The sequence below is a fragment of the Novosphingobium aquimarinum genome (genome assembly GCF_009746585.1).
Taxonomy (GTDB): domain Bacteria; phylum Pseudomonadota; class Alphaproteobacteria; order Sphingomonadales; family Sphingomonadaceae; genus Novosphingobium; species Novosphingobium aquimarinum.
Map to the genome: position 1 here is coordinate 53,818 of NZ_WRPO01000011.1, position 13,120 is coordinate 66,937.

Below are 13,120 nucleotides of genomic sequence, written 5' to 3' on the forward strand. Positions count from 1 at the left end.
CGTCAGGCGTTGGCCGCGCGCGCGCGATCCGCGGTATCGCTGCGTTCGCCGATCATTTCGACCATCGACGGCGTCGCACTCAGCTCGACCGCCGAAACCGGCATGATGCGATTGCGCACGATCGTTTCGGGCCGAGTCTCGCGAATCCAGGCGATCAGCGCCTCGCGAATGTCACAGCGCAAGTCGAACAGGGTGGGCGAATCCTTGGCGGTCATCAGGAAACGCACCTCGATTGCATCGCGCGTGAGCTCGGTCACTTGCATGTGCTTCACCCGCTTATCCCAACGCGCGTTGCTTTCGACCAGCTCGTAGAACTTCTCCCGGAACGGCTCGAGCTCGGTCATCGGATCGACGTAGAGCATCACGGTTCCGAGCAGCTGCGATGTGGTCTTGGTCCAGTTCTGGAAGATCTCGTCGAGGAACTTCTGCGTGGGGACCACAAGCCGCCGTTCGTCCCAGACTTTGACCACGACGTAGGTCATCCGGATCTCCTCGATCCAGCCCCACTCGCCGCCGATGATCACGGCATCGCCGATCACCACCGGCTCGGTCAGCGCCATCTGGAAGCCCGCGATCAGCGACTTGAGCGCCGGTTGCGCGGCCGCGCCGACCGCAAGGCCCGCCAGACCTGCCGATGCGACCAGCGTCACGCCGATGTCGCGCACCCCGGGAATCGAGAGCAACATCATCCCGACGGTGACGAACACGATCGCGAAGCTGGCGATCCGCCCGAAGATCGAGATCCGCGTTCGCTTCCGGCGGTTGCGCCGGTTGTCGTCCATCGAGATGTCGCTGCGCAGGATCGCGGTTTCGACCAGGGCGTGGAGGATGGCGAGCGCCATCCAGCCGATCATCAGCGGCATCACCAGCCCGCCGAGCCGCTCCCACACGGCTTCGAGCGCCGGTGTCTCGCGCGCCGCCACCACCAGCGCGAGGGCTATCAAGGCCCAGCGGGTGGGCCGCGCGATGCGAGACACCAGGATATGATCGGATTTCGACGCGGTGGCACCCGCCAGTCTTCGCAACACGCGGAAGACCACTGCATGGATGACGAGCGCGACCGTGACCGCGATGAAAGCGATGATGGCGGCGGTGACCGACTGCTGTGCCCATTCGGGCAGGCCACCGATCAGTTGATGATACGGGTCCAGCATGCCCCTAGATTATGCTGCATCGCAGCATTTGCAAGCGGGTGTCGTGATTGTCTGTGCAGGGTCGGAGGATTTCGCTGCCGATCAGTGCGCCGCGCCCCAGCTCAATCCGTGGCCGATCTCGACGCCGAGCGGGATGTCGAGCTTCACCGCCGGCAGCGCGGCTTCGCTCATCACCCGCTCGATCACCGGAGCGGCGGCTTCGACATCGCCTTCGGGCAGCTCGAACACCAGTTCGTCGTGCACTTGCAGCAGCATCCGCACGTTGGGCAGGCCCGCATCGGCGAGCGCGGGGAGTATGCGGACCATGGCGCGCTTGATGATGTCGGCGCTGGTGCCCTGGATCGGCGCATTGATCGCGGCGCGTTCCGAGCCCTGGCGCTCGGCCTGATTCTTCGACGTGATGCGCGGAAACCAGGTCTTGCGGCCGAACAGCGTCTCCGAATAGCCCAGCGCGCGCACCGTCTCGAGCGTCTCGTGGATGTAGCGCTGGATACCGGGGAAGCGCTCGAAATAGCGGTCGATCATCGCTTGCGCCTCGTCGGGCTCGGTGCCGAGGCGGCCCGCGAGCCCCCAACGCGAAATGCCGTAGAGAATCGCGAAGTTGATCGTCTTGGCGCGGCCGCGGGTGTCGCGATCGACCGTGCCGAACATTTCCATCGCGGTGCGCGAGTGGATATCCTCGCCGTTGGCGAAGGCTTCCTTGAGGCTCGGCACGTCCGCCATGTGGGCGGCAAGGCGCAGTTCGATCTGGGAATAGTCGGCCGAGAGCAGCACGTTGCCCGGCTCGGCGACGAAACAGTCGCGGATCTGGCGGCCGATCTCGGTGCGAATCGGGATGTTCTGCAAGTTGGGATCGGTCGAGGAAAGCCGCCCGGTCTGCGCGCCGACCAGCGAATACGAGGTATGGACGCGGCCGGTATCGGGGTTGATCGCGGCCTGCAGCGCCTCGGTATAAGTCGAGCGCAGCTTGGAAAGCTGGCGCCATTCGAGCACCTTGTTGGCGACTTCGGCGCCCTCGCCTGCCAGCTTTTCGAGCACGGCCTGATCGGTCGAGTACTGGCCCGACTTGCCCTTGCGGCCGCCTTTGTAGCCCAGCTTGTCGAACAGGATTTCGCCCAGCTGCTTGGGGCTGCCGATGGTGAATTCCTGACCGACGCTGGCAAATACCTCCTTCTCGATCCCGCCGATGGCCTCGGCGAACTGACTCGAAAGGTGCGCGAGCTTGTCGCGATCGACCTTGATGCCCTGACGCTCCATGTGCGCGACCACCGGGATCAGCGGGCGATCGACCCGCTCGTAGATCCGCGTCCCACCCTCGAACGAGAGCCGGGGCCTGAGGTGGGCGTGCAGGCGCCAGGTGACGTCGGCATCCTCGGCGGCATATTGCGTCGCGCGATCGAGCGGGACTTCGCCGAAGGGAATCGCCTTCTTGCCGCTGCCGCAGATGTCCTTGAAAGTCAGCGTGGTGTGCGACAAGTGCCGCTCGGACAATTCGTCCATCCCGTGCCCGCCGCCGATGCCTTCGAGCTGGCGGCCTGCATCGAGGCAGAACGAGACGATCATGGTGTCGTCGACCGGCGCCACCTCGATGCCGTGCCGGGCGAGCACGTTGATGTCGTACTTGATGTTCTGCCCGACCTTGAGGATGGCATCGCTTTCCAGCAGCGGTTTCAGCCGCGCGAGCGCTTCGTCCTTCGCAACCTGCTCGGGCTTCTCCGCGAACATGTCGGTCCCGCCATGGCCGAGCGGAATGTAGCAGGCATCGTTGGGGCCGAGCGCCAGGCTGATCCCGGCCAGATCGGCGCGCATCGCATCGAGCGCGGAGGTCTCGGTGTCGATGGCGACCACGCGCGCCGCGGCAGACCGCGCGATCCATTCGTCGAGTTCGCCGACGGTGGTGACGCACTTGTAGGCCTCGCGATCGACCGGCGGCATCTCCGGCAGCGGCTGGCGCGCCGCGCCTTCGGCGGGGGCCGCGCCGGCGGTCACGGCTTTGGCCGGATTGAGCCGAGTCGCCTGTTCGGGGCTGCCCGAGCCGGCATGCAGGCGCTTCAGCAAGCTGGTGAAGCCGTGCGTCTCGAGAAAGGCGCCAAGCGGTTCCGGCGGGATCGCATCGAGCCTGAAGTCCTCGATCGCGATCGGCAGCGAACAATCTTCCTTCAGCGTCACCAGCACGCGCGAGAGGCGCGCCATGTCGGCCTGCTCGATCAAGCGTTCCTGCAGCTTGGACTTCTTCATCTCCGGCGCGGCGGCCAGTGCCGATTCGAGATCGCCGTAGTCCTGGATGAGCTTGGTCGCGGTCTTGGGGCCAACCCCGTAGACGCCGGGGACATTGTCGACCGAATCGCCCATCAGCGCGAGCACGTCGCCCACCTTCTCGGGGGGAACGCCGAACTTCTCGATCACTTCGGGCACGTCGATCCGCGCGTTCTTCATCGTGTCGAGCATGTCGATGCAGCCACCTTCATGGCCGTCGGCGGGATCGCCGCACCGGCCGACGAGCTGCATCAGGTCCTTGTCGGACGAGACGATCGTCACGTCCCAGCCCCGTCGCGTGGCGGCGCGGGCGTAGCTGGCGATGAGATCGTCCGCCTCGAAGCCTTCTTCCTCGATACAGGCCAAGCTGAAAGCGCGGGTCGCGTCGCGAATCAGCGGGAACTGCGGGACGAGGTCCTCAGGCGGCGGCGGGCGATTGGCCTTGTACTGATCGTAGAGCTCGTTGCGGAACGAATGCGACGACTTGTCGAGAATCACTGCGAGATGCGTCGGCCCGTCCGCCTTGTTGAGATCCTCGGCCAGTTTCCACAACATCGTCGTGTAACCGTAGACCGCACCGACCGGGGTGCCTTCCGGGTTCGTCAGCGGCGGGAGGCGATGATAGGCGCGAAAGATATAGGCCGATCCGTCGACCAGGTAGAGATGCTGCTTGGGCTCCATGACCGGTCCCTAGCAGCGCGCGCGCGCAAGGTCATTTCCCATCTGTGGCAATGATCTGGGACAAGAACGACGGGCTCGGAGCGCAATTGGGGCACGTTTCCCGGAAATGGACATATCCTTGCCACAGTTTGCGTTTACTGTCGTAATCTGAGGTGAATTGCGACCGGCTGATGTGCGAATCGTCGGCATGCACTTGCGCCTATGCGACAAGACGTTTATTTCACGCGGCGAAGTCTATCCGATGGGTAGGCTTTCGGGCCGGTCTAAGCCGTGCTCGTTCCAATCGCTGTTCAAGGAATACAACCACATGCGCAAGATCGTTCTCGCCGCTGCCGCTACCATCGGCGCGCTCACTCTCGCTGCTTGCTCGGAAACCACTCAGGACTCCGCTGAAGCCACGGCTTCGTCGGCTGCCGACGACATGGGCATGATGGCGACCGACGCCGCCGACGCCATGGGTGACGCCGCTGCCGACGCTTCGGCCGCCGCCGACGAAATGGGCGAAGCCGCCAAGGACGCTGGCGCCGAAGCCGCCGACGCCGCTGGCGACACCGCCGACGCCGCCGAGAACGCCGCTCGCGACGCCGAAGCTGAGATGAAGCAGTAAGCTTCGATCCGCTTGCAAACGTCGAGGGGCGCTCCGGTCGACCGGAGCGCCCCTCTTCTTTTGTGGGCGCTCCCTGAACCAGAAGGGAGGATCCGAATGATGGCGTCCAAAGCCATCGTCGAAACCTGGGTCGCACGCTATAACGCCAGCGATGCCGAGGGGCTCGCCGCGCTTGACGCGCCGGATGCGGCCAATCACCAGGTCACGCAGGCGCCCGTCCAGGGCCGCGACTTGATCCGCGCGATGTTCGCACGCGAGTTCGCCGACATGACCTGCATTCCCGAAGCGATCCACGAGGCGGGCGACGGCTCACGTTGGCCCGACGCCGAACTCGGCGGTGGCGGGTGCTTGACGGGAACGGCCGAACTGTTCTGAGAGGCGGTGGCCGATGCGGATCCCGGGACGTTCGATAAAGCGGTATGTCCCCCAGGCAAGCAGCGCCGAAATGACGACCGTCGCACCGTAAAGCATTCCCAGCCGGGCGATGGGCGCCAGGTCCTGCGGGACCAGCGCATCCACGTAGTGCAGCACGATGAAGTGCAACAAGTAGATGCTGAAGCTGAGCTCGCCGAGCAGAGACAGCGGTCGGTTGACGATGAGTCTCGGCTCCGTCACGGCAGCCATCCAGGTCAGCGTCCCCAGGATGGGGATCATCAGCAACTGGTCCCCCGGTATCGCGCTGCCCATGGCTCCCAGCGTGACGATCGCCGCGATGATTGCGGCAAGAGCGGCGACGCGCCAGCGCCCGTTCGACGCCGATGCGCCGGTCTTGCGGAGAATGGTGAAGATCAACACCCCGGTCGCGAACGAAGGCAGGTTCGTCAGGAAATTGAAGTGGAAGAAATCCCGCCACATCGGATCCTCGATCCCCATCACGCGCGGGATGGCCGCATTGGCCAGAGCAATGGCGAACGACACCGCGACAATCCCGAGCCATAGCCGAACGCTGCGCGCATGGACCAACACGAGGGGAAACAGCGCGTAGAAGATCGCTTCCGAAGCAATGCTCCAACCACCCGGCACGACATTGTTGATCCCGTGCGGGTTGAAGCCATGCACGAACAAGACGGTCGTGACGGCATCCAGCAGCGTCACCGGAACCGGCGCAAAACTAATGTCGAGTAGCCCGCGGGCGAGCGCATAGAACATCGCCGCGGCGTAGAACATGGGTGCAATGCGGAAGAAGCGTCGCAGATAGAAGCGCCTTAAGTCGAGGCTGTCCGGCTTCGACACGAGGCAGAGCGTGAGCGCGCTGACCATGAAGAACAGCTGCACGCCGCGCAGGCCGCTGCGCGAAAAGGACTCGAGCCCTTGCGGCAGACCTTCGACGGCCAGCCCGGCATGCGTCAGGACGACCCCGAGGATTGCGATCCCGCGCAGACTGTCGAGATATTCATAGCGCTTCATCGCACGGCCCCGGACATCGGATGATCGAAGCGACACCACCCGGCTCCGCCAGGAGCGTGGCTCAAGCCGCGCGCGCCGCTTCGCACTCGACACGGTAGATCGCGACGGGCGGGTCGCTGTAAACCGTCACTCGCGCGGGATCGGAGCGATTCCTGGAATCGCCCGCGCCCTGCTCAGAGGATTCCCGAAGAAATGCGAAGCGATTTGAAAGGGATCGGGGCAGGGTCGAGCGCGCACCCGCGCCGACCAAGGTGGACTGACTCCTTAGGGAGCGCGTCGTGAGCCCGGGCCGCAGCCCGGCGCGGCCAGCGCGCTGGGTTCAGCGCGCCGCGGTGCGGACGACGCCGAATTTGCCTTGTTCGTAGCCGTCGTAGAGCGCGCGGGCGATCGAGGCGATGCGGGCCTCGCGGTTGAGGCGCGTGCCTTGGCCCGTCACATAGATCGCGACTGCGAAGGAACGGCCGTCAGGCGTCTGGATGATGCCGACGTCGCTCGAGGTGTTGAACAGCGATCCAGTCTTGTGCGCGACTCGTGCTTCGCTCGGCAGATTGGCGACGATCCGGCGCTTGCCGGTGACGCAGCGGCCCATGGCGCCGAGAATGACGGCGCGGCTGCGATCGGACAGCCACTTGCCTTCGTGCAGACCTGCGAGCAGCTGAACCATGGCGAGCGGCGTCGCGCTGTCGCGCGTGTCGATCACTTCGGCGGGGTTTATGGCACCGTCGTCGCGCACCAGCGTGGCGATGTCGCGGTCGATCTGCCAGTCCGTAATCCCGGCGCGGCGCGTCCATTCATTGACCGCGCGCGGGCCGCCGACGACGCGCAGCAGGGCGTCGGTGGCGTAATTGTTGCTGCGCGTGAGCATCAGTTCGATCAGGCGCTCGGCCGAATAGTATTCCCCGGCCCGCACCGGCGCGACCGCAGTCGAAAACGGTTCGGAGCGCACCGGCATCATCATCGGGAATTCGCTGGTGAGGCTCCAGCGGCCCTGCTCGACGCCTTCCATGAAGGTTGCGGCGATCGCGATCTTGCTGGTGCTGGCCATCGGAAAGCGCTGGTCGCCCAGTACGTCGACGACCTTGCCGGTCTTGAGATCCATCGCAGCCACGCCGATGCGGCCTTGCGAGGCGTTGGCGAGGCTGGCGATGCGCGCTTCGAACGCAGTGTCGTAGACCCGCGGGCCGCGCTGTTCGGTGCCGAACGTCTTGTCGAACGCGAGCTCGACTTCGCTGCCCGCCGCCTGCGCCGTGCCCAGCGGCGCCAGCGCAGCCGCGCTCAGCGCCAGGGCTGCGACGACGCGTTTGAAAACAGATATGTTGCCTGCCAGTGCCATGCAGGAGTTACCCTATCCTAGGCCACCTGAGGAAAAGCTTAACCGCCGCACCGACGAAAACGCGCATCGGGTTTCGGACGGGGCGGTCGCGGCTTTCACCATGGGTAGCGCGTTGATCCCTCGTGATAAGAGACTACGCACAAAGGCCTTGAGACACAATCCTGCGCCGCCGCGAACGATCGTGGCAGGCGCACCATTCGTCGATGACAAACCACGCTTTGTCGGCGAATGTCGGGCTTATGCCCATCCCGCGCGATGCGAGCAAAACGTTGGAGACACGAAAACGGGCCGGAGAGCGAACTCTCCGACCCGGATTCGGTTTCGGTAGAATGGACGTCGGGACTTAGAAGCCCATGTCGCCCATGCCACCCATGCCACCGCCCGGCATGGCGGGCATGGCGGGCATGTCGTCCGGACGCTCGCTCACCGCCGCTTCGGTGGTGATGAGCAGGCCGGCGACCGAGGCCGCATCCTGCAGCGCGGTGCGCACGACCTTGGTCGGGTCGATCACGCCCGCGGCGACGAGGTCTTCATAGACGTCGGTCGCAGCGTTGAAGCCCTGCTTCTCGTCGTTGCCGTCGATCAGCTTGCCCGCAACGACGGCGCCGTCGAAGCCGGCGTTCTCGGCGATCTGGCGGATCGGGGACTGAAGCGCGCGACGAACGATGTCGATGCCGCGAGTCTGGTCCTCGTTCTCACCGGTCAGGCCTTCGAGCGCCTTGGTGGCGTAGAGCAGCGCGGTACCGCCGCCGGGGACGATGCCTTCTTCAACCGCGGCGCGAGTCGCATGCAGCGCGTCGTCGACGCGATCCTTGCGCTCCTTCACTTCGACTTCAGTGGCACCGCCAACCTTGATCACGGCCACACCGCCGGCGAGCTTGGCGAGGCGCTCCTGGAGCTTCTCGCGGTCGTAGTCGCTCGTGGTGTTCTCGATCTGCGAACGGATCTGCTCGACGCGAGCCTTGATCTCTTCGCTCGAACCGGCGCCGTCGACGATCGTCGTGTTGTCCTTGTCGATCGTGACCTTCTTGGCTTCGCCAAGCATGCCGACGGTAACGCTCTCGAGCTTGATGCCGAGGTCCTCGGAGATCATCTCGCCCTGGGTCAGGGTGGCGATGTCGCCGAGCATGGCCTTGCGACGGTCACCGAAGCCAGGCGCCTTCACGGCCGCGACCTTGAGGCCGCCGCGCAGCTTGTTGACGACGAGCGTGGCCAGAGCCTCGCCCTCGATGTCCTCGGCGATGATGAGGAGCGGACGGCCAGACTGCACCACGGCTTCGAGGATCGGCAGCATCGACTGCAGATTCGAGAGCTTCTTCTCGTGGATCAGGATGTACGGGTTCTCGAGCTCGACCGTCATCTTGTCGGGGTTGGTGACGAAGTAGGGCGAGAGGTAGCCGCGGTCGAACTGCATGCCTTCGACGACGTCGAGTTCGAATTCAAGACCCTTGGCCTCTTCGACGGTGATCACGCCTTCCTTGCCAACCTTTTCCATGGCCTCGGCGATCTTCTCGCCGACTTCACGGTCGCCATTGGCGGAAATCACGCCGACCTGGGCGATCTCGGACGAGCCCGAAACGTCCTTCGAACGGTTCTTGAGGTTCTCGACGACCTTGATCACGGCCTGATCGATGCCGCGCTTGAGGTCCATCGGGTTCATGCCGGCCGAAACCGACTTCATGCCTTCGCGCACGATCGACTGCGCGAGCACGGTCGCCGTGGTGGTGCCGTCACCGGCGGCATCGTTCGCCTTCGAGGCCACTTCGCGCAGCATCTGCGCGCCCATGTTCTCGAACTTGTCCTTGAGCTCGATTTCCTTGGCGACGGTCACGCCGTCCTTGGTGATGCGGGGCGCACCGAAGCTCTTCTCGATGACGACGTTGCGGCCCTTGGGGCCGAGCGTCACTTTTACCGCGTTCGCGAGCGTATCCACGCCGCGCAGGATGCCTTCGCGTGCGTCACGCGAGAACTTGACGTCCTTGGCTGCCATATCTTTGTTCCTCTTGAATTCGTGTTGAGACTGAAGGAGTCGCGGCCGATCAGGCCGGAGCCATCGCCTTCTCGATCACACCGAGAATGTCGCTTTCCTTCATGATCAGCAGGTCTTCACCGTCGACCTTGACCTCGGTGCCGGACCACTTGCCGAACAGCACGCGGTCACCCACCTTGACGTCGAGCGGCGTGATCTTGCCATCGTCCGAGCGAGCGCCGTTGCCAGCAGCAACGATCTCGCCTTCGGCGGGCTTTTCCTTGGCGCTGTCAGGAATGATGATGCCGCCGGCCGTCTTTTCCTCGGCCTCGACGCGGCGCACGAGAACACGGTCGTGCAACGGACGAAAACTCATGGGGGTTCTCCCTCATCCAATGGTCTAAAAAACTGGGGTTGGCACTCATGGATGGAGAGTGCCAACGGCCCGCATATGTGCCTGCGGGACATGTGCGTCAACACCCGCGCGACAAGATTTTTTTCGCGCGGCGGCCCCTTTTTCGGGACAGGACGAGGGCAATAACCGGTAAATGTCGCGCTGCGTTCGCGGCGCGCGCGGTCAGAGTGGAGGGACGGGCCCGTGCGTGCGCTCGAACAAGCCGAGACGCTCGCGCCGTTGCCAGCGCGTGACCAGCAGCACCGCAGCAACGATCAGTCCGATGGCAAGCCCGAGCCACACGCCCACGCCGCGCAACGGCGTGCCGAAGCCGAGCACCATGGCGGTGCCGAAGCCGGGCAGCCAGTAGGCGAAGATCGCGATGAACATCGGCGCGCGCGTGTCCTGCAAGCCGCGCAGGACCCCGGCCGCCACCGACTGAATGCCGTCGAACAACTGGAACGCGGCGGCGACTCCGAGGTACCGCAGCGCCAGCGCGACCAACGCGGCGTTCGCCGGGTCCCACGGATCGATGTACAGCGTCAGCAGCCACTGAGGCACCAGGAGCATGGCAAGCGCGGTCGAGGCCATGAAGCCGGTGCCGATCGCCAGCGCGCTCCAGCCCGCGCGTGTCACACCGTCGCGATCGCGCGCGCCGAAGAAATAGCCGACCCGGATCGTCGCGGCCTGGCTGACCCCGAACGGCACCTGGAAGGCCAGCGCAGCAAGCTGCAGCGCGATCGTGTGCGCGGCCAACTCGGTCGGGCCGAGCCGGCCCATCATGAACGCGGCCGCGGCGAAGATGCCGCCCTCGGCGACGACCGTGAGCCCGATGGGAGACCCGACCCGGATCAGCTGGCGCATCCGCGGCCAGTCCGCCCGCCACCAGAACCCGAGGATGTGATAGCGATGCATCCGCGGGTCCAACGCGATCGCCACGAAGTAAGCCGCGACGATCGCCAGCGAGGTCGTCAGCGTGGCAAGCGCGGCGCCCGTCAGGCCGAGTGCAGGCGCGCCGAGATTGCCGAAGATCAGCGCGTAGTTGCCCAGCGCGTTGACGCCGATCCCGCCTGCCGTGATCACGGTCGCGATCACCGGGCGACCGAGCGCCGAAACGAACGAGCGCAGCACATTGGCGACGATCATCGGGATCGTCGAGAGCAGCAGCACGCCCATGTATTCGCGCGCCATGCCGATGATCCGCGGATCCTGCCCGGTCGCGGTCATCAGCTCGTCGGCGAAAAGGCACACGATCATTCCCAGCGCGCCGGAAAGCACCGCGAGCCACAACCCCATGCGCATCACGCGCCGCACCGGACGCAGCGCAGGCGCGCGCGCGCCGAGCTCTGAGGACATTAGCGGCGCCACCGCGCCGGTCAGCCCGACCAGCCCCCAGGTCACCAGCGCGAAGTACGAAACGCACAGCGACGATGCGGCAAGCTCCAGCGGGCCGAGCCGGGCGATGAAGATCACGTCGACCGCATACGTCAACATCTGCAGCAGGTTGGCGAGCGCCAGCGGCCACGACAGCGCGAACGTCGCGGCGAACTCGCCGCGCCAGGGCCGCTCTTCGGGCAATTCGAGGAAATCGGTGTCGCGCATGGCGGCCCCGCGCCTATAATGCCCCGCGCGCCGGGGCTACCGCTTTTCTGCCCACCGGGCCATTTCGCTTCAGCTTGCGGCAAGCAAAACACGGGCAGGAGCGAGCGCGTTCCTGCCGGAGTTTGCCCGAAGATGCGCTTGTCCCGCCTTGCTTTGCTCGTCCTGTCCTCCACGGCCGCGTTGCCCGTCACCGCGCATGCGCAGGAGGTGTTCGCGGGCGCTTATGTCCACGCAGTCGATACGCCGTTGACGTTCTATACGGGAGAGAGCGGCGCGGATATCGCGGCCGGCTATCGCTTCGCACCGATCGAAAGCCTCGGCGCAATCGGCAAACCGGCGCCTTACCTGATCGGCAGCGTGAACACGGCGGGCGACACTTCGTTCGCGGGTGGAGGGCTCAGCTGGACCATCGGCAAGCGCCGCGTCTACCTGCGTCCGGCAGTCGGCCTCGTGGTGCACGATGGCCCGTCCTCGCGCTTCGATCCGGTGCGCGGGCGCGAGACCGATCTCGGCAGCCGCGTGCTGTTCGAACCGGAGATCGGGCTCGGCTATCGCGTGACCGAGCGGCTGGCGGTGGAAGCGAGCTGGATGCACATCAGCCACGCGCGCCTGTTCAACTCCAAGCAGAACCCCGGCATCGACATGATGGGCGTGCGCCTTGGCTGGAAGATCAAGTAGCGCCTCTTGACGCTGCGGCGCGGCGCAATAGGAACGGCCGCCGCGAGGTGCCCTTGATCATGAATCTGCGACTTTTACCTGTCATTCTACCCGCCGTGTTCCTGCTCCAGGCCTGTGGCGGCGAGCCCGCATCCGAAAGCACATCGCCCGACACTGCAACCGAGCCGACACCGTCGGCCGGCAGCCCGTCGAAGGCCACGCCGACCCCGGTCGCCATAGCCGCTGCCGGTACGCCGCCAGCCGAATTCGCCGTGTGCCGAGCCTGCCATTCGGTCGAGCCGGGCAAGAACGGCATTGGGCCGAGCCTGCACGGCATCGTCGGCGAAAAGGCGGGCGCGGTGCCGGGCTATGCCTTCAGCGCGCCGCTGAAGGCTTCGGGCATCGTCTGGAACCGCGCGACGCTCGATCAATGGCTGACCAATCCGATGAAGATGGTGCCGGGCACCAGGATGGCCCTCCCGGTCTCCGATCCGGCCAAGCGCAAGGCGATCATCGATTATCTCGTCACGCTGAAGTGAGCGATCCGCGCGGGAAGCGCTGGCCTCATGAAACCGTCATGCGCCTGCGAACGCCTCAACTGCGCCGCGTGAGCGCGAGCGCGGCGTTGGAATAGCGCGGATCGCCGGTCACTTCGTCGCCGAGCCAGTCGGGCTTCGCGAACGCGGCATGTTTGTCGGTCAGTTCGATTTCGGCGAGCACGAAGCCATGCTGCGCCTCACCGAAGACGTCGATCTCCCACGTAAGGCCGTTCCCGGCCGGCAAACGGTGGCGCCGCTTGGCGATCACGTCGCCTGTGCGCAACGCCAGCATCGCTTCGGCATCGGCAAGGGGAATGGCGTATTCGAACTCCTGCCGTTCGAGCCCGGGCTTGCCGGACTTCACTGTCAGCCGCGCTTCGCGATCATCGAGGATCCGCACCCGGATCTCCGCGGTGCCGCGCGCCAGATAGGCCTGGCGAATGCTGCGGCCCGCATCGGCGAGCGCGCGCCAGCCCGTGCCGCGCACGAGAAACTTGCGTTCGATTTCCTGGCCCATGATC

At 65.4% G+C, this 13,120-nt stretch carries 12 protein-coding genes; 4 read left to right on the forward strand and 8 right to left on the reverse strand.

The window, feature by feature from the left end:
* Positions 1 to 2: 2 nt before the first annotated feature.
* Together GQO94_RS12255 and polA are read right to left on the reverse strand one after the other, a co-directional pair.
* A complete protein-coding gene (locus GQO94_RS12255) occupies positions 3 to 1,154 on the reverse strand; it encodes a mechanosensitive ion channel family protein (protein WP_156841849.1) in 1,152 nt (383 codons plus the stop codon).
* 81 nt (positions 1,155 to 1,235) lie between these two features.
* On the reverse strand, positions 1,236 to 4,091 hold the full coding sequence (polA, locus tag GQO94_RS12260; protein WP_156841851.1) for a DNA polymerase I: 2,856 nt from the start codon (positions 4,089 to 4,091) through the stop codon (positions 1,236 to 1,238).
* 307 nt (positions 4,092 to 4,398) lie between these two features.
* On the opposite strand from polA, the gene GQO94_RS12265 reads away from it, so the two are divergent.
* A complete protein-coding gene (locus GQO94_RS12265) occupies positions 4,399 to 4,698 on the forward strand; it encodes a hypothetical protein (RefSeq protein WP_156841853.1) in 300 nt (99 codons plus the stop codon).
* 99 nt (positions 4,699 to 4,797) lie between these two features.
* Entirely contained in the window at positions 4,798 to 5,073 is a 276-nt protein-coding gene (locus tag GQO94_RS12270; RefSeq protein ID WP_156841904.1) for a nuclear transport factor 2 family protein, read from the forward strand.
* Here the strand turns inward: GQO94_RS12270 and GQO94_RS12275 are convergent.
* The 5 genes from GQO94_RS12275 to GQO94_RS12295 all read right to left on the reverse strand — a co-directional run bounded on the left by GQO94_RS12275 (position 5,008) and on the right by GQO94_RS12295 (position 11,403).
* Positions 5,008 to 6,105, reverse strand: coding sequence for an acyltransferase family protein (locus tag GQO94_RS12275; RefSeq protein WP_156841854.1), 1,098 nt, complete (start codon positions 6,103 to 6,105; stop codon positions 5,008 to 5,010). The genes GQO94_RS12270 and GQO94_RS12275 overlap by 66 nt on opposite strands.
* A gap of 319 nt (positions 6,106 to 6,424) precedes the next feature.
* Positions 6,425 to 7,438 carry a serine hydrolase gene (locus GQO94_RS12280; protein WP_156841855.1) on the reverse strand — a complete coding sequence of 338 codons (1,014 nt, stop codon included), beginning with the start codon at positions 7,436 to 7,438 and terminating at the stop codon, positions 6,425 to 6,427.
* A 343-nt stretch (positions 7,439 to 7,781) separates the two neighbouring features.
* Positions 7,782 to 9,428 carry a chaperonin GroEL gene (groL, locus tag GQO94_RS12285; RefSeq protein ID WP_156841856.1) on the reverse strand — a complete coding sequence of 549 codons (1,647 nt, stop codon included), beginning with the start codon at positions 9,426 to 9,428 and terminating at the stop codon, positions 7,782 to 7,784.
* Between the two features lie 49 nt (positions 9,429 to 9,477).
* Positions 9,478 to 9,783, reverse strand: a complete 306-nt coding sequence (groES, locus tag GQO94_RS12290) for a co-chaperone GroES (RefSeq protein WP_156841857.1) — start codon at positions 9,781 to 9,783, stop codon at positions 9,478 to 9,480.
* Between the two features lie 201 nt (positions 9,784 to 9,984).
* Positions 9,985 to 11,403: an MATE family efflux transporter gene (locus GQO94_RS12295; RefSeq protein ID WP_156841858.1), complete on the reverse strand. Its 1,419-nt coding sequence runs from the start codon at positions 11,401 to 11,403 to the stop codon at positions 9,985 to 9,987.
* A 138-nt stretch (positions 11,404 to 11,541) separates the two neighbouring features.
* Here GQO94_RS12295 and GQO94_RS12300 point away from each other — a divergent pair, with 138 nt between their 5' ends.
* Both GQO94_RS12300 and GQO94_RS12305 read left to right on the forward strand, forming a co-directional pair.
* Positions 11,542 to 12,081, forward strand: coding sequence for an acyloxyacyl hydrolase (locus GQO94_RS12300; protein ID WP_198045941.1), 540 nt, complete (start codon positions 11,542 to 11,544; stop codon positions 12,079 to 12,081).
* Between the two features lie 59 nt (positions 12,082 to 12,140).
* Positions 12,141 to 12,599, forward strand: coding sequence for a c-type cytochrome (locus GQO94_RS12305; RefSeq protein ID WP_156841860.1), 459 nt, complete (start codon positions 12,141 to 12,143; stop codon positions 12,597 to 12,599).
* Between the two features lie 55 nt (positions 12,600 to 12,654).
* Here GQO94_RS12305 and GQO94_RS12310 read toward each other — a convergent pair whose 3' ends face one another.
* Positions 12,655 to 13,116, reverse strand: a complete 462-nt coding sequence (locus GQO94_RS12310) for a CYTH domain-containing protein (protein ID WP_156841861.1) — start codon at positions 13,114 to 13,116, stop codon at positions 12,655 to 12,657.
* Positions 13,117 to 13,120: the final 4 nt, after the last annotated feature.

Coding starts and splice junctions, on each gene's coding strand:
- GQO94_RS12255 (WP_156841849.1), bottom strand. CDS start 1,154: ATGCTGGACCCGTATCATCAACTGATCGGTGGCCTGCCCGAATGGGCA.
- polA (WP_156841851.1), bottom strand. CDS start 4,091: ATGGAGCCCAAGCAGCATCTCTACCTGGTCGACGGATCGGCCTATATC.
- GQO94_RS12265 (WP_156841853.1), top strand. CDS start 4,399: ATGCGCAAGATCGTTCTCGCCGCTGCCGCTACCATCGGCGCGCTCACT.
- GQO94_RS12270 (WP_156841904.1), top strand. CDS start 4,798: ATGGCGTCCAAAGCCATCGTCGAAACCTGGGTCGCACGCTATAACGCC.
- GQO94_RS12275 (WP_156841854.1), bottom strand. CDS start 6,105: ATGAAGCGCTATGAATATCTCGACAGTCTGCGCGGGATCGCAATCCTC.
- GQO94_RS12280 (WP_156841855.1), bottom strand. CDS start 7,438: ATGGCACTGGCAGGCAACATATCTGTTTTCAAACGCGTCGTCGCAGCC.
- groL (WP_156841856.1), bottom strand. CDS start 9,428: ATGGCAGCCAAGGACGTCAAGTTCTCGCGTGACGCACGCGAAGGCATC.
- groES (WP_156841857.1), bottom strand. CDS start 9,783: ATGAGTTTTCGTCCGTTGCACGACCGTGTTCTCGTGCGCCGCGTCGAG.
- GQO94_RS12295 (WP_156841858.1), bottom strand. CDS start 11,403: ATGCGCGACACCGATTTCCTCGAATTGCCCGAAGAGCGGCCCTGGCGC.
- GQO94_RS12305 (WP_156841860.1), top strand. CDS start 12,141: ATGAATCTGCGACTTTTACCTGTCATTCTACCCGCCGTGTTCCTGCTC.
- GQO94_RS12310 (WP_156841861.1), bottom strand. CDS start 13,116: ATGGGCCAGGAAATCGAACGCAAGTTTCTCGTGCGCGGCACGGGCTGG.